Consider the following 24,459-nt stretch of genomic DNA (forward strand, 5'->3'; position numbering starts at 1 on the left):
CTAAATTTTAGGTTTAGTAAAATTTTTTTTAAGGCCTGGTTTTGCGAGAATTTCTAAATAAAATGATTTAAGGTTTTCAACCTCTACTTCAGTTATACATTTGCTTATCTCAGAAACTAAAATCATCTCTGCTTTATCCTCTGTTGGACCAAACTTACAATCAAAATCCCAGTAATCAGCGCCATCAGGTAATGACTTTCTTTTTTCTCTTTTTAGATACTTTTTAACATCACGCCTTATTGCCTCTATAAGCCTTGCAGTCTTAATCTTTGGATGTGTTAATAGAAATGTTTTTTTCATTGTGTTTTGCTTATCTAATTCTTGACTAGAGGGGTATTTTAGTTAAAATTTAATACTTAAAAAAATAAATGTACTATTTACTTGGTTATAAAAATCTATTAATCGATAGGCCCTCATGCTCAGTATAGTCAGCGCTATCATCTAGTAACTTGCATAAAATTTTTGCAGAAGTTGCAGCATGAGTTAACCCATAATGTCCATGACCACAATTATAAAAAATACGATCCATTTTTTGAGAGCAAGAAATTACTGGAACAGAGTCAGGAGTTGAAGGCCGACTACCCATCCAGTATTTAGCATTATCTATATTTATTTCTGGAAATAATTCGCGACTAATTCGAGCAATAGATTTAAAATGGTCTTGGTTCGCTTTATTTTTAGAATTTGAGTACTCTGCCCAGCCCCCTATTCTAAATCCACTCGATAGACTTGTTGTAACCACTCCTCGATCTGCAAAGACAAGTGGTAATTCATTTTTAATGTTTGCTGAAGGAATAGTTAAGTTATATCCTCTTTCAGAAGCCATGGGTAAAAAATCACCGCAAGATTTTGCAAAATCAACTGATCCGATACCAGCTGCAATTATTACTGCATCAAAACTATCTGTTCCTTTATCAGTAGCTAAATCAATTGAATTGTTTTTTTTAGAAATACTATTAACTCGGTTTTGATGAAAAATGACACCTCCCTTCTCTGCAACATTAGCAATACTTTTTACCACTTCAAGTGGATCACTAACTTGCCCCCAATTATGTGATAAGACAGCATACTTAAACTTATTACTAATATAAGGAGCTCTTATATTTAGCTGATCAAGATCTATTACTTCACTACTAAAACCTCGATTTTTCTTATCAATCCAACTCTTTAGACTACTATTAAAACTCTCCTCAGTATCATAAATAAACATACAACCCTTATGATCAAGCATATCACCCATATTGCAATACTCAAAAAGCTCTCTTGTATCATCAATAGAATTATGACAAAGATAGCTTAATGCTTTTGTTGCAGATTCAAAATTGCTTGCATGAGAAGTTCGCCAAAATCGCCAAAACCATGGTAACTCTAGCCAAAATTCTTTAAATGAAATCTTTAATGGTGCATTAGAGTCCATTAACATTTTTATAGCTTTCCAATGAATGCCTGGTGTGCTTAAAGGATAGATATCTGAAGCGCCAATGTGGCCTGCATTCGCCATCGATGAACCAGCCTCTCCTGGATGGGATGGATCAAAGATTGAGACTTTGTAGCCTTGTCGCATAAGAGCACATGCACTTGCAACACCTACAATACCAGCCCCTATTATTGCAATAGATGAACCTAAAGGGATTCCCTTAGAGGTCATTATATCTCTTAACTAAGTAAATCAAAAGCATCACCCCAGCAGTCAGATACTTTATAACCTAAAGGATATGGATCACTGGGATCAATTCCTACTTGATGGATGCCATGTATCCATCCACGTCCAGAAATCCTTGGTAAGATTCCAGGTTTTCCAGCAATTGTTTTTTTAGAAATTATTTCTACCTGAAATTCACTATCAATAATAGATCTTGCCTTTAGAATTTCACCAACTTTAATCTGCCCTCTTGCCTCCATAACTGCTAGTCGAGCAGAATTTCCAGTACCGCATGGAGAGCGATCAATTCGACCAGGTGGCAGAATAGTAGCACCTTTCATTCTACCTTCATCGTCATGGTCAACAAACATCGTATAAGAAATACCCTTAATACTCTCAAGCTCAGGGTGACTTATTTCAAGCTGTTCATTAACTGCTCTATGAATACGAGTACCAATATCTACAAGCTGACGGGCATTCTCAGGTAAGATTTTTAAATCAAACTGACTGGGATCAATTAAAGCGTAAAAAATACCACCAAAAGCAATATCAACACTAACTTTTCCAAGCCCCTCTACATCTATTATTGCATCAAGTTGGTCTGCATATGATGGAGTCATATCTAATGATACTCTTTCACATTTTCCATTTTTACAGGACGCTGTTGCCTGAACAATTCCTGCAGGGGTATCCAATGTTACTGTCGTTTCAGGCTCCTTCATTTCTATTCGACCAGTTTCTAGTAAAACCGTTACTAGACAAATACTATTTGAGCCTGACATAGCATGAGCCTTATCGCCTTGTAAAATCAAAAAACCTATATCAGCATCTTTGTTAATTGGATCAAAAATAAGATTGGTTGACATTTGCGCATAACCTCGGGGCTCAAATACCAAAAAACGACGTAAACTGTCATCTACTTGATTTATATAGTTCATTTTTTCTAACATTGTGTCACCAGGGATATCATTAACACCACTCATAACAATACGTCCAACCTCTCCCTCTGCATGAGCCTCTACCATAGTGATAGTTTTTTTCCATTGCATAAGCTTTAACCTATTAAAAGAACAGATTTCATTTCTTAATTGGCCAAGTATCAGTTAGCCGATAACCTTCTGGCCATGGATCCTCAGGATCAAGCATTAATTGATGAGTACCAGTAATCCAAGCCCTTCCTCGAATTGAAGGAATAATTGCCTTCTTAGCACCCACCATAGTCTCCTCCACTATACTGCAATCAAAGCGAGAATCAATAATTGATCGACCAATCATTCGGTCACCTTTTTTTAACTCTCCTTTAGCATGAAGCAGTGCCATTCGAGCAGAACACCCAGTACCGCAGGGAGAGCGATCCAATTTGCCTGGGTCTATTACAACGCTATTACGACTGACTTTTACTCCATCCTCCTCGAATAAAGGAAGCGCTAGTTCGCAGAATGAAATATGGTTCCAATCAGGATTAGTAGGATGATTAAAGTCTAATTGTAGATTCGCAGCAGCTGTTATTTTTGATCCAATATCAGCTATATCCTTGGCTTCATCAGGTGTAATATTAAAGCCAAGTTCAGCTGCATTAACAATAACAAAGCTATCTCCTCCATATGCAGTATCTACTTTAAGAGAGCCCATCCCTTCAACATCAATATGAACATCTAGCTGATCAGCAAAAGATGCAACATTATGAACCTCTATACTTTTAGCTTTTCCATTCTCACAATAAGCCTTAACTGGAACTAGGCCCCCAGGTGCCTCAAGTATAAATTCTGTTATGGGCTCAGTCATTGGAATCAATCCAGTATCAAGCAGAACAGTTGAAACACAAATTGAGTTAGATCCTGACATTGGTGGAGTGTGCTCTGGCTCCATAACTATAAAACCTTGATGAGCATTTGAGTCTATAGGAGGCACTAAAAGATTCACATGTTTAAACACGCCTCCCCTTGGCTCATTTAAAACAAACTGTCTTAATTTTTGATCTTGATCAATCCACCTGGCCTTTTCCCAAAGATTATCTCCTTTTGGAGGAGCTACACCTCCAACGATAACGTTACCTACTTCACCCTCTGCATGGCATGAAACAATATGGATTAATTTATTTGTGTTCATTCGATGCTCTAATTAAGGATTGAATTTAACGATTTACGAGTATTTTCAATAATAATGGTCATTTCTTGTTTAAGAGAGTCATCCATCGGAAGTAGCGGAAGTCTAACATTTCCTCCAGGGCGGCCTTGCATTTCGCAGCCAAATTTAACACATTGTAAAAATTTACCACCTTGTTCAAGGGCTTTCATTAGTGGCATAAAGGCAGCCATAAGCTTTCTCCCCTTATTAAAATCTGATTGCTTTCCGAGGATATCCATTACCTGCACACATTCCGAAGGGAAGAAGTTAGCTGTCGCACACACCCAAGACTTTGCCCCCCATGCTGCGAACTCAAGAACCTGCTCTTCTCCTCCAACTGCTAGCTCAATTGAAGGGTAGTTATTTGATAATAAAGGCAATCTAGAATAGTCACCACTTGACTCCTTAATAGCGGCTATAAGTGGATTTTTTGCAACTATTGATAAAAAATCTTCACCCATCTCAACTCCAGTTCTTCCTGGATAGTTATAAAGCATAATTGGTAATTCTGTTGTTTTAGCTATCGCAAGAACATGATAAGCCAGCTCTTCTTCTGAAGGAAGAGAATAAGGTGGGGCAGCTACTAAAAGCGATTTAGCTCCTGCATCAACTGCTGCCATAGAAATATCTATGCACTCATCAGCTCGAATATCATTAACTCCCGCCATAAATTCGACTCGATTATTAATTCGCTCTGATGCGAATTTAAATTGTTGAATACGCTCCTCTTTGGAAAGCGCATAAAATTCACCAGTAGATCCACCGACTATAATTCCAGCTACACCATTTTCAATTTGCCAATCAATCACTTCAGCATATACATCCCAATCAATTTGTCCGTTGCTTGCAAAAGGTGTGATAATTGGTGTGTAAATTCCTTCAAATCTCATTAAGTCTCTCCTATTAAATTATTTATTTTGAAAATAATATACTATATTTAACTTTAATCGATACTTTGTAATTAATTTAGAGTAGAAATATAAAAAATATAAAAATAGTGTGGGAATAGAACTTACATTTTTGAATTAAAAGTGATAAGATATTGCCAACATTAGGATTCTCAGACGAGTATTTCAGTGTTATATTTAAAAATTAATAGGAGAAACAAATGAAAATGTTTTCTAAAACATTAGTATCGCTAACTACTGCAGCTTTGTTGCTTACAGGCGCTACTACAGCTTCCGCAGATAAACTAGATGATGTTATTGATGCTGGAGTTCTAAGATGTGGAGTAGTTTTAGACTTTCCACCAATTGGCTATCGTGATGCAAATAATGAGCCAGCAGGTTTTGATGTTGAGTATTGTAAGGACCTTGCAGCTGCATTAGAAGTTGATCATGAAATTATTGCAATTACTTGGGCTGAACGCCTACCATTAATTGTTACTAATCGTGGTGATGTTGTATTTGGTGGTACTTCTGATACATTATCTCGTGCTAAAACAGTTGGTTTCACAATACCTTATGCTATTTATTATGCTCAAGCTATTGTTGGAGCTGATAGTGGTATCGTTACTGTTGAAGATATGTATGACAAGAAAGTTGCTGCTGCAATTGGAACTGTCCCTGAACAGGAATGGTTGAAGATAGCTAAAGAACTTGGAATTGAAGGCAATTATCAAGGCTATCAATCTGAGAATGAAGTATTCTTAGCTGTAGCTCAAGGAAAAGCTCATGCTGGTATTACTACCAACACAACAGTATTACCAATAACTCAGCAATTTGATACAGTTATCGCTGGTCCTCGTATGCCATGGGGCACTGACTATACTTCTGTAGTTGGTCCACGTATGGATGTTACTTGGCTTAACTACCTTAACCTTTTTGTAACGCAGCAAGTTCGTTCTGGCCGGTACCAAGAGCTTTGGGGTAAGTTTGTTGGTGGCGAAGCGCCTGAATTACGTATTCCTGGTGTTTACTACTAATAGTTAATTTAATATGGCCGGCTTGCCGGCCATTTTTTTATAGTTATTTATGGATTACAACTTCCATTGGAGACCAGTCTTCAAGACCCTTCCTGATTTATTACAATCAGCAGTATTAACTTTGGAAGTTGCAATTCTTTCAATGATTCTAGGGATATTATTTGGCCTAGCATTATCTCTAATAAGAATCAATATGACAGGGCCATTAAAATGGTTTGCTGTTTCTTGGATTGAATTAGCTCGAAATACCCCAGCGCTTCTTCAATTATTTTTCTTTGGATTTGGTCTTGGTGCATTTGGTATTCATTTCAGTCCATTCCTTATTGTATTGATGGGCTTAACATTTAATAATGCTGGTTATTTAGCTGAAAATTTTCGTGGCGGATTTAATGCCATCCCGGATACCCAAGTAAGAGCCTCGTTAAGCCTTGGAATGAATAACTTTCAAACTTATACTAGAATTATAATTCCTCAGGTTCTGCGTATTGTCTACCATCCTATGACTAACCAAATGGTCTGGGCAGTTTTAATGTCATCCCTAGGTATGTTAGTTGGATTTCGCGAGCTTTCAGGAGAAACGCAATTCTTTGCATCTAAAACTTATCGAATTTTTGAATATTTTGCAGTTACTGCAGTAATTTACTACGTCCTAGTTAAGATTATTCTTGGTGCATCAAGATTAATGGCAAATCGCCTTTTTAAATACTAAGAGTTTAATAATGGAATCAGCAGCAACTTATTTTTCTGGATTTAACCCTAATGATTTATGGTTCCTTGGTGAAGCAGCTTTAAGGACTCTATGGATTTCTTTTTGGGCAATTAGTATTGGGTCTATCCTTGGAATATTCTTAGGTTTAGCTCTCAGTGTTTCAAGATTAGTAGCGTTTACCCTTGGAACAATACTAGATATTTTTCGCTCTGTTCCATTAATTATTCAACTAGTATTATTTTTTAATTTTGCGCCTATTATTGGCCTTAGACTTAATCCCTTTGAAGCAGGATTAATTGTTCTTATTGTCTACACCTCAGCCTATGTTGCAAACGTAGCTAGAGCTGGAATTGAGGCAGTTGGAATCCCAATGAGGCGAGCAGCAAGAAGTTTAGGTATGAACTATTGGCAAGATTTACGCTATGTTGTTTGGCCGATTGGTCTTCGAGCTGTATTCCCTGCTTGGGTTGGAGTTGCGCTAGGAGTTTTAAAGGATAGTGCGCTAGTATCAATACTTGGATATGTTGAGCTTTTAAAGGCCTCTCAAATACTTATGACTCGAACCCAAGAGGCGATCCTCATATTATCTATTGCTGGAGCCTTCTATTTTGCTTTATCTTATCCAATTTCTTATTATGCTACTCGACTTGAACAAAGGTGGTCTCAATGATTAAAATTACTAACCTACACAAACAATACGATGAACTTGAAGTATTAAAAGGCATAGATCTTGAAGTGCCAAAAGGAGAAGTCTTAAGTGTGATAGGCTCCTCAGGCTCTGGTAAATCTACTTTACTTTATTGTATTAATGGCCTTGAACCCATTCAAAAAGGTCAAATCATCGTAGATGATATTGATGTCCATGCTAGTGATACAAATCTTAATTCAGTTCGCCAAAATATGGGTATGGTGTTTCAACAATGGAACAGTTTCCCTCACTTAACAGTCCTTGAAAATGTAGCTCTAGCTCCTAAAATTGTTAGCAAGCTTTCTAAATCAGAAGCGCTAGATGTTGCTGAAAAACAACTCCGACATGTTGGTCTGGGTGATAAGCTTTCACAATATCCTTCTGCATTATCAGGTGGGCAGCAGCAACGACTAGCTATTGCACGAGCACTTGCAATGGAGCCAAAATGTATGTTATTTGATGAAGCGACATCTGCTCTCGATCCAGAACTTGTAGGAGAAGTCCTTGATACTATTAGACTTCTTGCTGATGAGGGCATGACAATGATTTGTGTGACTCATGAGATGGGTTTTGCACGTGAAGTCTCTGATAGGGTAGCATTTTTTCATGAAGGCAAGATTGAAGAAATAAACCAAGCTGATAAACTCTTTGGATCTCCAAAATCTAAACATTTACAAAAATTTCTATCAAAAGTTAAAACATAGGAGTAAAAATGAAAATAACTGCAATCAAAGCATGGCAAGTAGATTTGCCATTAAAAGAAGGCCGATATAAATGGTCAAATAATAACTTTGTTGATGTTTTTGATAGTACTGTGGTTGCAATAGAAACTGATGAAGGATTGATTGGTTATGCAGAATGTTGCCCTTTAGGATCTGCTTATTTACCTTCTTTTGCACTAGGAGTTCGTGCTGGACTCGCTGAACTAGCACCTCATTTAATTGGCCTTGATCCACTAAATATTGGTGAAATCAATCGCATCATGGATTCAGCATTACGTGGCCATCCTTACGCCAAAGCTCCAATAGATATTGCATGCTGGGATCTTCTTGGCAAAGCAACAAATCAACCAGTCTTTAATCTTTTAGGAGGATCAGCACAGGATGATGTATTTTTATACCGAGCAATAAGTCAGCAAAGTCCTGAAGAAATGGCCGCAAAAATATCTGGATACTCTTCTGAAGGCTATACAAAATTTCAACTTAAGGTTGGTGGAAATGCAAATGATGATATTGAGCGTATTCGAGCTACTAGAGCAATTTTAAAGCCAAGTGACATTCTTGTAGCTGATGCAAATACTGGATGGACTAAGCATGAAGCAGCTAGGGTTGTTAGTGCTGTTTCTGATCTTGATGTATACATTGAACAACCATGCATGACTTATGAAGAAAGCGTTTCTATTAGAAGACGCACTTCTCTCCCATTTATCCTCGATGAAGTAGTTGATGGTCCAGATATGTTAGTTCGTGCTATTGCTGAGGATGCTATGGATGTAATTAATCTCAAAATTTCCAAAGTTGGAGGCTTAACCAAAGCCAAATTAATGAGAGATCTTTGTGTAGCCTCTGGCATCCCAATGACAATTGAAGATACTTGGGGTGGAGATATCGTTACTGCAGCTATTGCACATTTAGCTCGCTCAACACCAGAAGAGTTTTGTTTTTCAGCAACTGACTTTAATAGCTATGGAACAGTTGAAATAGCTAGTGGCGCACCTCAACGAGTAAATGGTAAAATGACTGCTGCTGAAAGACCAGGACTTGGTATTGAGCCAAACTTCAAAGTTTTGGGTGACACAGTCCTTTCTTATTCTTAAAACATTATTTAAATCAAAAGGTGAAGCTTTATGTCTAATAAAACCAGCAATCTAAGTCTAGATGAAATTTTCATTTTAGCAAAAACGTCTCTAATGGCGCATGGTGCTAATGAAGAAAATGCAGATGCAGTTGCTACTACCGTAACTAATGCTGAGCGAGATGGCTCAATTTCTCACGGGCTTTTTCGCATTCCTGGGTATATAAAAGCACTTAAAAGTAAAAAGGTAGACGGCTCTGCAAGGCCTGAAATTAGTGAAATTACTCCAGTAATCTTAAAATGTGATGCCATGAATGGCTTCGCTCCATTAGCTCATAACTATGGAATAAAAAAACTTATTGAAGCTGCAAAAAAATTTGGTATTGCTGGCTTATCAATCCAACGCTGTCATCACTTTGCAGCACTTTGGCCAGAGGTTGAGGCAATAAGTGATCATGGGCTCGTTGGACTGACGTCTGTTTCTTATATGCCAGGTGTTGCTCCTGCTGGAGGTGCTTCTGCATTATTTGGTACCAATCCAATTGCATTTTCATGGCCACGTCCTGGTAAGAATCCAATTGTATTTGATATGGCAACTTCTTCTATGGCTAAAGGTGAGCTTCAAATTGCTGCCCGAGATGGGCACTCTGTACCTCTTGGAACTGGCCTTTCTGCATCAGGAGAATTAACAACTGATGCCTTGGAAATTGATAAAGGGGTTTTACTTCCATTTGGTGGTCATAAAGGCTCAGTAATAGCACTTATGGTTGAACTCTTGTCAGGACCTTTAGTTGGTGAAACATTCTCTTATGAGACCAAAGAGCGTGATAATGGTGATGGTGGTCCAGCACAAGGTGGTCAGTTTATTCTTGCTATGTCTCCTGAAATTATCTCAGGTAAAGATACTTCAGAACAAACTGAAAAATTTCTAAAAGAATACAATAATATTGATGGAACGCGTCTACCAGGCGCTAGAAGACATGAAAATCGAGCAAACAAAGGACCAAGAGAAGTCAATACATCTCTGGTGAATACTATTATTAATCTTCGAGACGAAAGCTAGTTTAATTTTCCAAAAAAAGTCATTCTAGCTGACTCAGATAATTTGACTCCTGGCTTAGAATTATAGGCTAAAACGGATAGAATTCTCATTTTGGTACCCTTTGTTGGAGTTACCCTATGAATCGCATTTCTTCCACGAAATAACACTAAAGAGCCGGGCTCCATTGCTAGAATATCTGGGGAAAATTTATTATCCAAAAGATCACTTATTTTTTGATAATTCTTAATAGTATTATCCACATCTCTGAAATCACGAATGTACTCAAACTTACCTCCTCCATCTGGCTTCTGTATCAGCAAGGTAATAGCAAAAGAAGAGTTATCAAAATGCCAACCCAACTCTTGCCCTTGAGTAGCATAATGTATATTGATTGAGGATAAATTATCATCATATTTATAGAGCACCTCTTCACCAAGAACAGAACAAAGAAATTTTTTGAACTCTTCTGAATCATAAAGCACTTTTAAAGGAGATTGACTTGGAACTTGGTCATCAGTAATACATCCCTTAGAAGAAACTACAGTTCTATTTCGAGCATGATTCAATGGGTAGTTCTTGTCTGTAGGCTCTAAATAAACATTATGATTATTTATACAGTAATAAGCCAGATATTCTTGTTTCTTTGCTTCACTGAGGATCATCTTAATAGCTTTATCCTGGATAAAGTCTTTAAGAACTAAGACACCCTCAGAATCTAGAGTTTCTTTACATTGTGACCTATACAAGGCATCTTTAATTGGATGCTTTTTATCATCTATAACAGTTGGTAATAGAAATGACATATTATTAATAATTTAACTATACGAACTCGATTATATACATTTATAAAGTCATATTTTTAATGCAATAACTATATTGATAATAGATAATAAGCTAATTAATTAAAAAATAATTATGATTCATTTTGGTAGTATCTCTCGCAAACAGTTTCTTCAAGATTATTGGCAAAAAAAACCACTCCTAATTAAGAATGCCTTGCCTAATTTTATTTGCCCCTTATCTCCAGATGAGCTAGCTGGACTCTCATGTGAAGAAGAGTTTGAATCTAGAATTATTACTGGTTCAATAAAAAATAATCTTTGGAGCCTTAATAATGGACCTTTCAACGAAGACATATTCTCTAAACTACCAGAAAATGACTGGACACTTTTAGTGCAAGGTGTTGATCGTTATATTTCAAATATTTACAATCTTATTAATGAATTTGATTTTATTCCACGATGGCGCTTTGATGACATAATGGTCTCATTTGCATCAATTGGAGGAGGTGTAGGGCCTCACTATGATCACTATGATGTTTTTTTACTGCAAGGTTTAGGTTCAAGAAAATGGTTAATAAGTAGCAAAGATTGTTCACCAGACAACTACTTGGATAATATTCCTCTAAGAATAATGGAAACTTTTCATGAGGAAGTGGTTTGGGTGGCTGAGCCAGGAGATATTGTTTACATTCCTCCTAAGGTTGCTCATCATGGCATAAGTCTTGATAAAGAATGCATCACACTATCAATTGGCTATCGTTCATACTCAGCTCAAGAAATGGCAGAGCAATTAAATTTGACAAGAAATAAAAAACTGGAAGAGTACTTTGTAGATCCAATTTGGACTTCAAATCTTCAGCCAGCTGAGATTCCTCAAATCGTAATTGAACAAGCTAAAAGTTTTTTAAATATAGATTATTTGTCAGAAGAGCAAATTGGGTGCTTTATTACCAAACTTGATTCAGAGGATGAAAGAAGGCTGAACGATTTTATTAACTATGAAATAAATGAAAAATTAGAATTTGGAACAACATACTCTCTTAACCCTTTATGTAGAATTGCCTACCAACATCTTAAGAATAAATTAATGGTTTTTATTAATGGAGAGGTTTTCAAATGCAGCAATATTAATGAACAAACCGTCATTGATTTTTGTAATAAAAGACAACTAAAAGTAAATCATAAAAATCATATTTTTGCCGAGCAATTAATGGCATTATCTTTTATTAAAGAAAATATTTAAGCACCTTATAGATTGCTTTATAGCTTAATCTAGAGAGATAAATTTAATACATTTATTTAAATAAATTAGGGGATAATTCTATTGTTTTATGGATTTCGGTAAGTTTTATCTCAAGCATACCTCGAAGGTATGTTTTATATAAAGCTTATTTTGTGAAACCATAAAATACTTTTATTTTATTGGAGAAACATAATGAACATGAATATAGTTCAAAAAAGCTTTACATTTGGAAAAAACCAAATTACTTTTGAAACAGGAAGAATAGCTCGTCAAGCACATGGTGCCGTTTTAGCGAGTATGGATGATACCCAAGTATTAGTGAGCGTGGTTGGTGCAAAAGATGCCAGACCTGGTCAAGCCTTCTTTCCTCTTTCAGTTGATTACATAGAAAAAACGTATGCTGCAGGTAAGATTCCAGGTGGCTTCTTAAAAAGAGAAGGACGTCCTAGTGAAAAGGAAACACTAACCTCTAGATTAATTGATCGCCCAATTCGTCCATTATTTCCAAATGGATATATGAATGAAGTTCAAGTCATGATACAAGTCATTTCTGCTAATAAGAATGTTGACCCTGATGTTTTAGCTATGCTTGGTACTTCTGCTGCTCTTGCAATTTCAGGTGTTCCATTTAAAGGCCCAATTGGTGCAGCTCGAGTTGGATTTCAAGATGGTAATTACATTATTAATCCAACATACTCAGATTTACAAACATCAGATCTTGATATGGTTGTTGCTGGAACTAAAGATGCAGTCTTAATGGTTGAATCAGAAGCTAGTGAGCTCTCAGAGGAAGTTATGCTAGGAGCAGTAATGTATGCTCATGAGCAATTTCAAGTAGTAATTGATAGTGTTGCTGAGTTTGCTAAAGAGGTAGGTATATCTCCTCGTGAGTGGATTGCTCCTGAAGCGAATGAGGCCTTAATGTCAGACATTCAATCTAAGTTTGGAAACCAAATTTCCGAAGCATATCAAACAGTTGATAAAATGGAGCGTTATGAAAAAATGGGTTTAATTAAAGATTCAGCACTTGAGCAACTTTGTAGTGATGAGGAAAATTCGCCTAGCTCAGATGATGTAAAGGATTATATCAAAAAAATTGAAAAATCTACAGTTAGAGAACGTATTTTAGCCGGTGAACCTCGAATAGATGGTCGCGATAGTTCTACTGTTCGGGAGCTTGCAATTGAAACAAGTGTATTAGAGAATACACATGGTTCTGCTTTATTTACTCGTGGAGAAACTCAGGCTTTAGTGGTAACAACTCTTGGCTCTAAAAGAGATGCTCAATTGATTGAAAAACTTGAAACTAATGATAGAATTGAAGACCATTTTATGCTTCATTACAACTTCCCTCCATACTGTGTAGGTGAAACAGGTCGAGTAATGGGAGTTAAAAGACGTGAGGTTGGACATGGTCGACTAGCAAGACGAGGAATCTCTGCTTGCTTACCTAGTATTGAAGATTTTCCATATACTATTCGTATAGTTTCAGAAATTACTGAATCAAATGGCTCTAGCTCTATGGCTAGTGTTTGTGGCTCTTCACTTTCACTAATGGATGCAGGAGTTCCTTTAAGAGCACCTGTTGCTGGTATTGCTATGGGACTCGTTAAGGATGAGGATCGTTTCACAGTTTTAACTGATATCCTAGGTGATGAAGACCACCTTGGTGATATGGACTTTAAAGTAGCTGGAACCTCAAAAGGAATAAATGCACTTCAAATGGATATAAAAATTGATGGAATTACAGAAGACATCATGTCAATTGCTCTTAAACAAGCCAAGGAAGCAAGGATCAATATACTTGGACAAATGAATCAAGTAATTTCTGAACCTAATGCAGCTTCAAAGAATGCGCCTAAAACTAAAGTAATTAAAATTCCTACTGATAAGATTCGTGATGTTATTGGTAAGGGTGGTGAAACTATTCGAGGCATTGTAGCTCAATCAGGTGCAAGTGTTGATGTAGATGATGATGGTAATGTTAATGTTTTTGCTAATGATACTGAAAGCTTTGAAAAAGCCGTTCAAATGGTTAAGGATGTTACCGCAGTTCCTGAGGTTGACAAGGTCTACATGGGCAAGGTTGCCAAAATCGTAGAGTTTGGTGCATTTGTAACTATCATGCCGAATCAAGATGGGCTTCTTCATATTTCAGAGATTGCTCATGAAAGGGTGGAGAAAGTTGAAGATCATTTAAAAGAAGGCCAAGAAATAGAAGTCAAAGTTCTAGGTGTTGATAGAGGCAGAATAAAACTTTCGCGAAAAGTTTTAATAGAAAAATAATTATTATAAAGCCACCTTTTGGTGGCTTTTTTAATTAGTATAAAGTTATGATTGATAAAAAAATTATTGCATTAGAGGAAAAAGTAGCATTTCTTCAAAATATGGTTGACGATCTTAATATGACTGTTTTTCGACAAGGTGAAAACATTGAAAAACTAAAATTACGAGTCAAAGAGACAAATGAAAAACTTTTGAATCAAAATGAATCTTTCTCGGAAAATTCATCAACTATTAATAATAAACCACCTCATTATTAAAATAATTAGTATGAAAAAAATTCTTAAGATATTATCTCTTCTTTTATCAATTTTCATCATTTTTCCTTCTTATGCTGGAGTCTATGATGATTGGCCTGATGAAGCAATCTGTACTTGGCTAGAACAAAGACCAAATCACAAAGGGTATCTAGAAGAGAATAAAAAGAGAGATTTAAATTGCTTCGAAAGGGAAGACTTTAGTCCTCGGGATTATGTGTACGAGCCTCTTAAGATGTATATGTGATGTTTAAGTTTTAATTTCCTGTAAGAATGATTCTTATGAAAAATTTTAGTAATAATTTAATTTTACTTTTAACCATATCGATCATAGGTCCATCTCATGCGGGAATTTATGATGATTGGCCGGATGAATCAATATGCACTTGGCTTGAGTTAAAACCTAAGCACGAAGGGTATCTTGCTGAAAACAAAAAAAAGGGATTTAAATTGCTTTGAAAGAGATGATTTTAATGCCCGTACACAACCAGATGAAGTTGAATATTCTGCAAGTGAATCAAATGGTTATTAAACTATTGACTTAATTCGCTTCATCATTATCAATAGAGCTAGTCCATTAAGACCCCAAACTAAACTTAAGAGATACATATTAAACGTCAACCCAATATACTCAGCTAAATACCCCACTAATGCTGGTCCAAAAATAAAGCCAGCAAATCCCATAGTTATAAGATTTGCAACAGTTAAAGCTATCGGTTCATCAGTTATTCTAATTGCCTGTCTGATTATAATCGCAATAAAATTAGCAGTTCCAAAACCAAATAATATCATTCCAAAAATAATTACATGAAAATTTGACGTCAATATTGATAGGAAAAGTATTATTCCAGCAGTAATACTGAGATAACCACCAACTAATTTTTCACTATATTTATCAATCATTTTTGAAGCAATTAGTCTTGCAGAAATTTCACCAACATTAAATGCAACTATAACGGCTCCTCCTAAGTAAAGAGGAACTAATAAATCTTTAGTTAACCAAAGAGCCGACCAATCGAGAATTATGCCCATAGTTGCATAATTCATCATCATTAAAAAGCCAAAAATTAGTATTGATTTTTTTGGAAATTTGAATCTTGGTGTTTTCTTTAAATCTTCCAACTTTTTTGAGAGACCAAACTTAAATACTATTAACGCACCTAAAATAAGCATTGATCCAGTTATAGAAAAAATTAAACTTTCACTTTCAATATACTTGATTGTATAGAATGCAGTCATTGCACCTACTAATGAACCAAAGCTAAATGCTGCATGATACAAAGGTGTAATAACTTTAGAAGTTTTCTCTTCGATCATTGAAATTTGTGACTGTGCAGAAGGACTAAAAAAACCCACAAAAAAACCAAAGGGGACAAAAGCCAATAAAAACCAGAAGTAATTAGGTGATAGTATTAATAATAATGGAAGGTAGGAAATACCTAATAAACCAATCGCAATAGAATTTTTAGTCCCAATTTTTGGTACTATCAATCTTCCAGATGTTTGGTTACCTATTAAATTTGTAATACCAAAAACTAATAGCCCAATACCAATTTCCGCCTCAGTTATTTGAAGCCTTTCAGCATTCCAAGGAATATATACAAAATATAGTCCAATCTGAAAAAGTACTAAAAAGGCACTAAGAAAAACAGTATAAGTACCAGCATTATATTTGCTACTTTCAGTCATATAATTTATAAATATTATTTAATCTTTAGAGCTTTAGAATTTATCAACACCCCTTCCCAGCCACCATGCATAAAGTTACGAATATTTAAATGGGAAGAATGGTTTTCTGGTGAGTCTAAAACTGAATGATAATGCTCTCCAAAACACCTTAAAGCCTCATCTTTCGAGAGCGAGTGCATTAACCCAAAACAAAAAACCTTTGCTGATCCTTGATTTTCCTCTTTTGAATTAAATAGCCCATTATTTTCAAAAGCAATGTTTGAGAATTCATAATCTTCTTGAATCATCTGAATGAAGTCAATAAAATTCATTTGGACACTAGATTTAATGCGATCTAAATATTGTTGAGTATTCATTGAGCTTAACTATTCATTGGGTTAGACTTATTAAGATCAATATTAAGTTTTTTTACTGCTTTATTAATAATCTTAGAATCTAATATTCCATCATCAACGAGCGCATTTAAAGTTACAAAAACAATATAGTCAGCATTAACTTCAAAGAAGTATCTGAGTTCTTTACGAGAGTCCGAACGACCAAATCCATCTGTCCCCAGAACCTCATAATGAACTGGTATGTATTTTCGCACTTGCTCAGCATAATTTCTCATATAGTCTGTGGCAGCTATTACTGGACCTGATGCTTTAGCTAAACATTTTGTTATATAAGGAGTTTTCTTACTTTTACTTATATTAAGTAAGTTTTCACGATCAATACTTTGAGCCTCTCTTGTAATCTCATTAAAGCTTGTTACACTCCAAATGTTAGACATAATGCCCCAATCTTTTTCAAGCATATCAGCAGCTTTTTCAACTTCTCTTAGAATTGCACCACTACCCAATAATTGAACCTCAATTGAAGATTTACCAACTGTTTTCAAATGGTACATTCCCTTTATAATGCCCTCTTCTGAACCTTTAGGCATCTCAGGATGAGTATAATTTTCATTCATTAATGTAATGTAATAAAAAACATTTTCCATCTTCTCATACATTCTAAACATTCCATCTCGAAGAATAACAGCAAGTTCATAAGCGTATGTTGGATCATAAGAAATACAATTTGGAATTGTATTTGCAACAATCAATGAATCACCATCTTGGTGCTGAAGCCCTTCTCCAGCAAGGGTAGTTCTTCCAGCAGTTCCCCCCATCAAGAATCCTTTAGCTTGCATATCACCAGCAGCCCAGGCAAGATCACCAACCCTTTGAAATCCGAATTTTGAGTAATATATATAAAATGGAATCATAGTGACATTATGAGATGCATAGGAAGTTGCCGCAGCAATCCAATCGGATATTGCTCCTGCCTCATTAATACCCTCTTGAAGAACTTGACCCTTAATATCTTCCTTATACCACATAACCTTATCTGAGTCTTCTGGCTCATAAAGTTGACCCGAAGATGAATAAATACCCATTTGACGGAATAAGCCTTCCATCCCAAAAGTTCGAGCTTCATCAGGAACAATAGGGACAACTCTAGGTCCAATTTCCTTATCTCTTATTAATAAAGATAGGAATCGCACAAATGCCATTGTGCTGGAGTTTTCCTTTTCACCACTGCTTTTAAGTAGAACATCAAAAAAATCTAATTTAGGTATTTTAAAAGATTCTAATTCAAAACTTCTATCAGGCAAGTAACCCCCTAAAGTCTCTCGCCTTTCTTTCAAATAAAGTATTTCTTCACTATCATCAGCTGGCTTATAAAAATTAAGCTCTTCAGCATCCTTTTTTGTTACTGGAATATCAAATCTTTGAGCAACCTTAACGAGTGCATCTACTCCTAGTTTTTTCTGACTATGGGTAGTATTTTGACCTTCTCCAGCTTCACCCATACCATAACCTTTTACTGTCTTTGCAAGAATAACTGTAGGCTGACCAACGTGCTCTTTAGCAGCCTTGTAAGCTTGATAAACTTTATTTGGATCATGACCGCCACGAGTTAATGCAAAAATTTCATCATCAGTCATGTCTTCAACAAGTTTTAAAGTTTCAGGATATTTACCAAAAAAATGTTTACGAACATAAGCACCATCTTTAGCTTTATAGGCTTGATATTCTCCATCAACAACCTCTTCCATTCTTTGCTTTAAGAGTCCTGAAGTATCATTTTCAAGAAGCTTGTCCCAACCTCTCCCCCAAATTACCTTTATCACATTCCAGCCAGCACCCCTAAACATTCCCTCTAATTCTTGAATAATTTTGCCATTACCACGGACTGGCCCATCTAGTCTTTGAAGATTACAGTTGATAACAAAAATAAGGTTATCAAGCTTTTCTCTTCCAGCAAGGGAAATAGCTCCTAATGACTCAGGCTCATCTGTTTCACCATCACCTATATAGGCCCAAACAGTCCTCTTATCTGTTTTAATAATATCTCGATGCTGAAGATACTTCATAAATCGAGCTTGAAATATTGCCATTATTGGCCCCAAACCCATAGAAACAGTTGGGAATTCCCAAAAATTAGGCATTAACCATGGATGTGGATAAGAAGAAAGACCCTCTTGGTTCGCCTCTTGTCTAAAGTTTAGCATTTGCTTTTCAGTAATTCTTCCCTCTAAAAAAGCCCTTGAATATATTCCAGGTGCAATATGCCCTTGGAAGAATATTAAATCAGCACCTTGTTCTAAATTTTTTCCACGATAAAAGTGATTAAAACCAACCTCATAAAGCGTAGCACTTGATGCAAAAGAAGCAATGTGTCCTCCAAGTTCAGAAGATACTAAATTTGCCTTTACAACCATAATCATTGCATTCCAACGAATAATAGATTTAATTCTATGTTCAATTTGGTGTTTAACAATGAGCTTTGATTCTTTATCTACAGGGATGGAGTTCAGATAAGCTGTATTTACACCTTGTGGCAAATTCATACCATCTTCATGGGCCATATCCATCAACTTTTGAAGAATGTACTTTGCTCTATCTTCGCCTCCAAAACGAGCAACTGATCTAAAAGCCTCTAACCACTCAATAGTTTCTTGCGGATCAATATCTTTTTCAGACATAAAAAAATTTATTTTGTGAAATTTAGAGACACATTATCCCTTAAAAGAGGTTCAAAAAAGAACAGGTAATGTTATATTTTTGAACATTAGAAAGAGATATTAAATGTTTGTTAAAATATGTCTTTATCTTCAATAATCAACTATTCTAATGAACATACCAAGCACAATTTTTAAAGCATATGACATTAGAGGTATCGTAGAAAAAGAACTGACACCTGACGTGGTTAAATTAATAGGTAAAGCAGTTGGAACTGAGTCAGTTGCTAAGGGTGAGCGAGGAGTAGTTGTTGGCAGGGATGGACGTCTCTCTGGACCTGAGCTATCGGAGGCATTAATTTCAGGACTGATTGAAAGTGGTTGCCACATTGTTAATATTGGAATGGTACCATCACCAATTGTCTACTTTGCAACTTACACTAAGGCTGCATCATCTGGTGTCATGATTACTGGTTCTCACAACCCAGCCGAATATAATGGATTAAAGATTATGATTGCTGGTGAAACACTTTCAGCTGAGAGAATTCAAGCCTTGTATACTCGAATCATAGAGAATGATTTTACTACTGGCCATGGTACTTCAACTTCCATCAATATTGATCAGGACTATATAGGCAGAATTAAGTCTGATATAAAACTTGAAAAAGAACTTAATATCGTAATTGATTGCGGAAATGGAGTTGCAGGAAATATAGCGCCACAACTTTTTGAAGCATTAGGTGTTAATATTACAAAATTATTCTGCTTAGTTGATGGTCGATTTCCAAATCATCATCCAGACCCGTCAAAACCTAAAAATTTAGAAGATTTAATTCAAGAGGTTATCGAAACAGGAGCAGATCTTGGTCTTGCATTTGATGGTGATGGTGATCGCCTAGGACTTGTTGACAACAAAGGCAAAATTATTTGGGCTGATCAACAAATGATGCTCTATGCTAAAGATGTTTTAAGTCGTAAAAAAGGCGCCAAAATTATCTTTGATGTTAAATGCACTTCACAACTACCTAAAGTTATTTCAGAAAATGGTGGTAAGCCTATTATGTCAAGAACTGGTCATAGTTTTATTAAGAACAAACTAAAAGAAACAAATGCTGAACTGGCTGGAGAAATGTCAGGTCACATTTTCTTTAAAGAGCGCTGGTATGGATTTGATGACGCCTTATATACTGCAGCAAGACTCTTGGAGATAGTTTCAAAAAGTGACAAGTCATGTTCTGAAATTTTTGATGAATTACCGGTTAATTTAAGTACTCCAGAAATCAATATCAACTTTGAGAAGCACGGGCAACAGTTCGATGCTATGGATGCACTTTCAAGCAATATAGATTTCCCTGATGCTGATATTAACATGATTGATGGATTTAGAGTTGACTATGAGAATTGCTGGGGACTTGTTAGGCCTTCTAACACAACACCTTGCCTTGTTTTACGATTTGAAGCAGAAGATGATACTTCACTTAAGGAAATACAAGAAAAGTTTAAAAATTGGCTTCAAATAAGTGGCATTTCAACAGAGAATATATAGTTAAAAATACTAAAAAAATAGGTATAAAATACCATTTTTCAACTTTGTAACATATAGCAAGATTTAAACTCGTAAACTTGGAGCTTAACTATGGACGGACATGTCAACTTTACCCTATCAGACCGCTTAAGGAAATCTCCTTATTATGAGTCTACTCTTAAAGCAGGCGCTAAAACATTCACGATTTATAACCACATGATTATGCCTACCTCTTATGAAGGGGCTGAAGCGGATTACTGGAACTTGATGAATAATGTCACAATGTGGGATGTTGCAGCAGAAAGACAAGTTGAAGTTACGGGAAATGATGCCTATAAATTTGTCGAGTATATTACCTCTAGAGACCTTTCTAAGTTACAAATTGGTCAAGGAAAATATGCACTTATTACTGATGAAGATGGAGGAATTATTAATGATCCAATCATTTTAAGACTTGGTGAAAGTCATTTTTGGTTATCCATTGCTGATAGCGATGTACTTCTTTGGACTCGAGGACTTGCCTGTGGCCTAGGCTGGGATGTTCAATTAAGCGAACCAGACGTATCTCCTCTAGCAATTCAAGGACCTAACCATTTGCCACTAATGATTGATTTATTTGGTAATTGGGTTAAGGATATTAAGTACTTCTTTTTTAAAGAAGTTGAATTAGAAGGCATCCCTCTTATAGTTCAAAAATCAGGATGGAGCAAACAAGGTGGGTTCGAACTCTACCTTCGTGATGGCTCTTTGGGAGGTAAACTTTGGGATATAGTTGCAAATGCTGGTAAAAAATATGACATTAAACCAGGAACTCCAAATAATATTGAAAGAGTTGAATCAGGTCTTTTTTCTTGGGGCAACGATATGGATATTAAAAGTAATCCATTAGAGCTTCCTCTAGGTAATTTTTGTCAACTTGATAAAGAAGCTGAATATTTAAGTAGAAAGGCTCTTCATAAAATTCGCTCTGAAGGTCCCTCTAAAAAGCTAGTTGGTTTAATTGTTGATGGTGCCCCATTTATTGGAGGATGCGCAAGTCCATGGAAGGTAATGAGCGATAATCAAATTTGTGGCAAAGTTTCTAGTGCTGCATTCTCACCTCGTTTAAAAATTAACATGGCAATGGCAACAATAGATAATGGTAATAATGAGATTGGTTCAGAAGTGAAAGTTGAAACACCCTGGGGCGCGAGGTCTGCAAAAGTAACCTCAATACCTTTCAATTAAGTATCCTTAAATATCATTACTAAACTCTCTATACATTCTTATATGATCAATTCCGGCTTCCTTATATATTTTGCCCTCACATATAAAGCCAAGATCTAAGTAAAAACTATGTGCGTGCCATTGAGATGACAACCAAAGTTTTTGAACTTGAGCTTCCTTGGCCCAACTAATTAAATCTAGCATGATTAATTTACCAATACCCATGCTGCGGAAGCCCTTTAGAACAGCAACCCTTCCTATATGTCCATCATTTAGTATTCTGCCGGTGCCAATTGCTTGTCCATCAATGAAAGCTAAAACATGTTTTGCTTCATCATCAAGACCATCAATTTCGAGCTCCTCAGGTACGTTTTGTTCGTCCACAAAGACTTTAAATCTTATTTTGCAGATTTCCTTTTCATTATCTTTATAGTCACAAATTTTTGATTGGATTTTCATTTAATTAAGTTTAACTTCTAGGAGACAAAAAATAGATTAATTGCAAGAGCAAAATATACCAAAGCGGCAAGCTTATTGATATTTTTATTAACAGAGCTTGATTTCTTAAGATAACCCTCTAGAAAACTACCTAAAAATGCAATAGATGAAAAAACGCACAAAGCACTCAAAATAAATAGCAGCCCAAGAAGAACAACCTGAATAGTAACACTGTCATTACTAATATTTACAAATTGAGGTAAAAAGACTAAGAAAAATAGTGCTACTTTCGGATTAGTTAGGTTCATTATTACACCAGTTATATAATAAGAACGATTGGAATTATCTTTTCCAGTTCCACTGATATTTAATTCTTTGCTTTGAAGAGAAAGCCACCCTAAATAAATAAGGTAGCATGCTCCAACAATTTTCAATCCATTAAACGCAAGCGCACTGGTTTGAAATATTACACTCACGCCAATGGCAACTAAAAATGTATGGCCAATTAAACCTGTACAGAGTCCTAATGTCGTATAAAAACCTACCCTCCAGCCCTTTAAAGCTGAATTAGTCATGACGTAGATATTATCAGGGCCTGGAACCAAACTTAAAATAACTGAAGCCAATACAAACGCAATTACTGTCTCTAAACTTAATATTTCAATCATATAGTTACCATATTAACTAAGAAGTAAAGACTTCTGAAGGATTGCGATAGGCTTTTATTTCAAGTGCATTACCTGAATAATCCTCAAAAAACATGGTTGCTTGTTCACTTATTAAACCCTTATATCGAACTGAAGGATTAATTATAAATTCCATTCCTTTAGATTGAAGTTTTGCTGCCAAATCATAGAAAGTAGCCCACTCCAAAACACAACCAAAATGGGGCATGGGGACTGAAATATCATCCACCTTTGAGTGTGTTTTACTTTTAGGAGCTATCTCACCAACATGCAACGAGAGTTGATGTCCAAAAAAATTAAAGTCAACCCATGTATCTGTACTTCTTCCCTCTTCGCAACCCAAAAGAATTCCATAGAATTGTCTTGCAGAATCAAGGTCACTAACTGTAAAGGCTAAATGAAAGATGCTCATAATATATTATTTCTTAGGTGGTACCCATAATTAATCCGACCATAATTAATGTTGAACCGGTAAGTCTGTTTTGCCATAATATTTTTTTTGGATCTGAAAGCAGGGCCTTGGATATTTCAGCAAGTGTCACATAACCTGTCATCACAATTAAGTCGATAACTATAAGCGTTGAAGTAAAGATAATACAAGTAGAAAGCTTAAGTGCCGTTAAGTCAAGAAATAAGGGTATTAAAGCAAGAAAAAAAACTGTACCTTTAATGTTAGTTAAATTTACAAAAAAACCTTTCATAACAGCTTTAAAGGGACTAAATGAGACTTGTGAATCCACTTTGGAAGTTGAAATTTGCTCAATTTTTTTACGCCATTGCAATATTCCTAAAAGGATTAGGTAGAACATACCTAACAATTTAATAAAAATAAATACTGCTGGAAACTGATCAATTAAAACTCCCAGACCAAAAAGTAAAAATACAATCTGACTCATCAAGCCAATTTGTAAGCCTATTAAAGAAAAAAGTGACCTCTTAAAGCCATACTGAGTTCCTTGGCTTATGGAGAAGATAGCTCCAGGTCCTGGTGATATGCTAATGAAGAGTGCTGATGCTAATAAGCCAAGCCAAGTAGTTAATTCCATTGTTATTTTTTGTTATTTTCAAGATTTTTATTGAGAGTTTTCTTCATGACATTTCCAACAGTAATCAAATGTTTGATAATTCTTTTCATGGCAATTATCACAGTGCCAGGTAATTAAGTTTGTATTATTTTCCAATGAATTCAATATTCTTAAAGCTTCTTCTAAATCATCGTCTTTTAACAGCCAAACCTCAGGCCAAGTATCAAATGGAGCCAAACCACCTGCTGCACTTGAAGCAAACTCATTATTTAGAGACACCTCAATACCATTATTAATTAAAACATTTTTAACATTCAAAGCGATAATTCTATTCTCGTTCGTATATATAAGTTTCATTTAATTCAAATTAATATTCTAAAGTCTAAAACAGAGGGAGTTAGTTTGTTAAA

Annotated in this window: 26 protein-coding genes; 12 read left to right on the top strand and 14 right to left on the bottom strand. The window is 35.6% G+C overall.

The annotated features are described in order from the left end of the window. The 5 genes from CRN91_RS06530 to CRN91_RS06550 all read right to left on the bottom strand — a co-directional run bounded on the left by CRN91_RS06530 (position 1) and on the right by CRN91_RS06550 (position 4,659). Complete coding sequence (locus CRN91_RS06530) at positions 1-300, bottom strand: DUF6172 family protein (RefSeq protein ID WP_114115630.1); 300 nt, start codon at positions 298-300, stop codon at positions 1-3. 85 nt (positions 301-385) lie between these two features. Next, complete coding sequence (locus tag CRN91_RS06535; protein WP_114115631.1) at positions 386-1,648, bottom strand: NAD(P)/FAD-dependent oxidoreductase; 1,263 nt, start codon at positions 1,646-1,648, stop codon at positions 386-388. Between the two features lie 8 nt (positions 1,649-1,656). Beyond that, positions 1,657-2,691 (bottom strand): proline racemase family protein, encoded by a 1,035-nt coding sequence (locus CRN91_RS06540; protein WP_114115632.1) that lies wholly within the window; start codon positions 2,689-2,691, stop codon positions 1,657-1,659. A 28-nt stretch (positions 2,692-2,719) separates the two neighbouring features. Then, entirely contained in the window at positions 2,720-3,751 is a 1,032-nt protein-coding gene (locus CRN91_RS06545) for a trans-3-hydroxy-L-proline dehydratase (protein ID WP_114115633.1), read from the bottom strand. An 8-nt stretch (positions 3,752-3,759) separates the two neighbouring features. Then, positions 3,760-4,659 carry a dihydrodipicolinate synthase family protein gene (locus CRN91_RS06550; RefSeq protein ID WP_114115634.1) on the bottom strand — a complete coding sequence of 300 codons (900 nt, stop codon included), beginning with the start codon at positions 4,657-4,659 and terminating at the stop codon, positions 3,760-3,762. 218 nt (positions 4,660-4,877) lie between these two features. Here CRN91_RS06550 and CRN91_RS06555 point away from each other — a divergent pair, with 218 nt between their 5' ends. From CRN91_RS06555 to CRN91_RS06580, 6 genes are read left to right on the top strand one after another with little or no spacing between them, the layout of a single operon-like run. Further along, positions 4,878-5,693, top strand: coding sequence for a transporter substrate-binding domain-containing protein (locus tag CRN91_RS06555; RefSeq protein ID WP_114115635.1), 816 nt, complete (start codon positions 4,878-4,880; stop codon positions 5,691-5,693). Positions 5,694-5,742: 49 nt separating this feature from the next. After that, positions 5,743-6,402 carry an amino acid ABC transporter permease gene (locus CRN91_RS06560; RefSeq protein WP_114115636.1) on the top strand — a complete coding sequence of 220 codons (660 nt, stop codon included), beginning with the start codon at positions 5,743-5,745 and terminating at the stop codon, positions 6,400-6,402. Positions 6,403-6,412: 10 nt separating this feature from the next. Then, positions 6,413-7,072, top strand: a complete 660-nt coding sequence (locus CRN91_RS06565) for an amino acid ABC transporter permease (protein ID WP_114115637.1) — start codon at positions 6,413-6,415, stop codon at positions 7,070-7,072. Further along, the gene (locus CRN91_RS06570) at positions 7,069-7,794 is read left to right on the top strand and encodes an amino acid ABC transporter ATP-binding protein (protein ID WP_114115638.1); all 726 of its coding nucleotides are present in this window, start codon (positions 7,069-7,071) and stop codon (positions 7,792-7,794) included. The genes CRN91_RS06565 and CRN91_RS06570 overlap by 4 nt, the downstream gene beginning before the upstream one ends. 8 nt (positions 7,795-7,802) lie before the next feature. Continuing rightward, positions 7,803-8,906, top strand: a complete 1,104-nt coding sequence (locus CRN91_RS06575; protein ID WP_114115639.1) for a cis-3-hydroxy-L-proline dehydratase — start codon at positions 7,803-7,805, stop codon at positions 8,904-8,906. Between the two features lie 30 nt (positions 8,907-8,936). After that, entirely contained in the window at positions 8,937-9,947 is a 1,011-nt protein-coding gene (locus tag CRN91_RS06580; RefSeq protein WP_114115640.1) for an Ldh family oxidoreductase, read from the top strand. Here the strand turns inward: CRN91_RS06580 and CRN91_RS06585 are convergent. Beyond that, entirely contained in the window at positions 9,944-10,729 is a 786-nt protein-coding gene (locus CRN91_RS06585) for a HalD/BesD family halogenase (protein ID WP_114115641.1), read from the bottom strand. The genes CRN91_RS06580 and CRN91_RS06585 overlap by 4 nt on opposite strands. A 112-nt stretch (positions 10,730-10,841) precedes the next feature. Between CRN91_RS06585 and CRN91_RS06590 the strand changes: the two genes are divergently transcribed. The 4 genes from CRN91_RS06590 (at position 10,842) to CRN91_RS06605 (ending at position 14,738) form a co-directional block, all read left to right on the top strand. Continuing rightward, positions 10,842-11,951 carry a cupin domain-containing protein gene (locus tag CRN91_RS06590; RefSeq protein WP_114115642.1) on the top strand — a complete coding sequence of 370 codons (1,110 nt, stop codon included), beginning with the start codon at positions 10,842-10,844 and terminating at the stop codon, positions 11,949-11,951. 198 nt (positions 11,952-12,149) lie between these two features. Next, positions 12,150-14,237 carry a polyribonucleotide nucleotidyltransferase gene (pnp, locus tag CRN91_RS06595; protein ID WP_174688448.1) on the top strand — a complete coding sequence of 696 codons (2,088 nt, stop codon included), beginning with the start codon at positions 12,150-12,152 and terminating at the stop codon, positions 14,235-14,237. Positions 14,238-14,284: 47 nt separating this feature from the next. Next, a complete protein-coding gene (locus CRN91_RS06600; RefSeq protein WP_114115644.1) occupies positions 14,285-14,494 on the top strand; it encodes a SlyX family protein in 210 nt (69 codons plus the stop codon). Between the two features lie 10 nt (positions 14,495-14,504). Continuing rightward, a complete protein-coding gene (locus CRN91_RS06605) occupies positions 14,505-14,738 on the top strand; it encodes a hypothetical protein (RefSeq protein ID WP_114115645.1) in 234 nt (77 codons plus the stop codon). A gap of 281 nt (positions 14,739-15,019) precedes the next feature. Here the strand turns inward: CRN91_RS06605 and CRN91_RS06615 are convergent, their stop codons facing one another. Genes CRN91_RS06615 through aceE form a run of 3 tightly spaced genes read right to left on the bottom strand, consistent with a single transcriptional unit; the run spans position 15,020 to position 19,193 of the window. After that, positions 15,020-16,180, bottom strand: a complete 1,161-nt coding sequence (locus CRN91_RS06615; protein WP_114115647.1) for an MFS transporter — start codon at positions 16,178-16,180, stop codon at positions 15,020-15,022. A 14-nt stretch (positions 16,181-16,194) separates the two neighbouring features. After that, positions 16,195-16,536 carry a HopJ type III effector protein gene (locus CRN91_RS06620; protein ID WP_114115648.1) on the bottom strand — a complete coding sequence of 114 codons (342 nt, stop codon included), beginning with the start codon at positions 16,534-16,536 and terminating at the stop codon, positions 16,195-16,197. Between the two features lie 5 nt (positions 16,537-16,541). Further along, positions 16,542-19,193 (bottom strand): pyruvate dehydrogenase (acetyl-transferring), homodimeric type, encoded by a 2,652-nt coding sequence (gene aceE, locus CRN91_RS06625; RefSeq protein WP_114115649.1) that lies wholly within the window; start codon positions 19,191-19,193, stop codon positions 16,542-16,544. 148 nt (positions 19,194-19,341) lie between these two features. Here aceE and CRN91_RS06630 point away from each other — a divergent pair, with 148 nt between their 5' ends. After that, positions 19,342-20,715, top strand: a complete 1,374-nt coding sequence (locus tag CRN91_RS06630; protein ID WP_114115650.1) for a phosphomannomutase/phosphoglucomutase — start codon at positions 19,342-19,344, stop codon at positions 20,713-20,715. Positions 20,716-20,805: 90 nt separating this feature from the next. Continuing rightward, a complete protein-coding gene (locus CRN91_RS06635) occupies positions 20,806-21,921 on the top strand; it encodes a dimethylsulfoniopropionate demethylase (RefSeq protein WP_114115651.1) in 1,116 nt (371 codons plus the stop codon). A gap of 6 nt (positions 21,922-21,927) precedes the next feature. On the opposite strand, the gene CRN91_RS06640 is transcribed toward CRN91_RS06635, so the two are convergent. Genes CRN91_RS06640 through CRN91_RS06660 form a run of 5 tightly spaced genes read right to left on the bottom strand, consistent with a single transcriptional unit; the run spans position 21,928 to position 24,406 of the window. Next, positions 21,928-22,359 (bottom strand): GNAT family N-acetyltransferase, encoded by a 432-nt coding sequence (locus CRN91_RS06640; RefSeq protein ID WP_114115652.1) that lies wholly within the window; start codon positions 22,357-22,359, stop codon positions 21,928-21,930. 17 nt (positions 22,360-22,376) lie between these two features. After that, positions 22,377-23,006 carry a LysE family translocator gene (locus CRN91_RS06645; protein ID WP_114115653.1) on the bottom strand — a complete coding sequence of 210 codons (630 nt, stop codon included), beginning with the start codon at positions 23,004-23,006 and terminating at the stop codon, positions 22,377-22,379. A 16-nt stretch (positions 23,007-23,022) separates the two neighbouring features. After that, entirely contained in the window at positions 23,023-23,436 is a 414-nt protein-coding gene (locus CRN91_RS06650; protein ID WP_114115654.1) for a VOC family protein, read from the bottom strand. A 13-nt stretch (positions 23,437-23,449) separates the two neighbouring features. Next, positions 23,450-24,070 carry a LysE family translocator gene (locus CRN91_RS06655; RefSeq protein WP_114115655.1) on the bottom strand — a complete coding sequence of 207 codons (621 nt, stop codon included), beginning with the start codon at positions 24,068-24,070 and terminating at the stop codon, positions 23,450-23,452. A 27-nt stretch (positions 24,071-24,097) separates the two neighbouring features. Next, positions 24,098-24,406, bottom strand: a complete 309-nt coding sequence (locus CRN91_RS06660; RefSeq protein WP_114115656.1) for a putative signal transducing protein — start codon at positions 24,404-24,406, stop codon at positions 24,098-24,100. Between the last annotated feature and the right edge of the window lie 53 nt (positions 24,407-24,459).

It is taken from the genome of Candidatus Thioglobus sp. NP1 (assembly GCF_003326015.1).
Taxonomy (GTDB): domain Bacteria; phylum Pseudomonadota; class Gammaproteobacteria; order PS1; family Pseudothioglobaceae; genus Pseudothioglobus; species Pseudothioglobus singularis_A.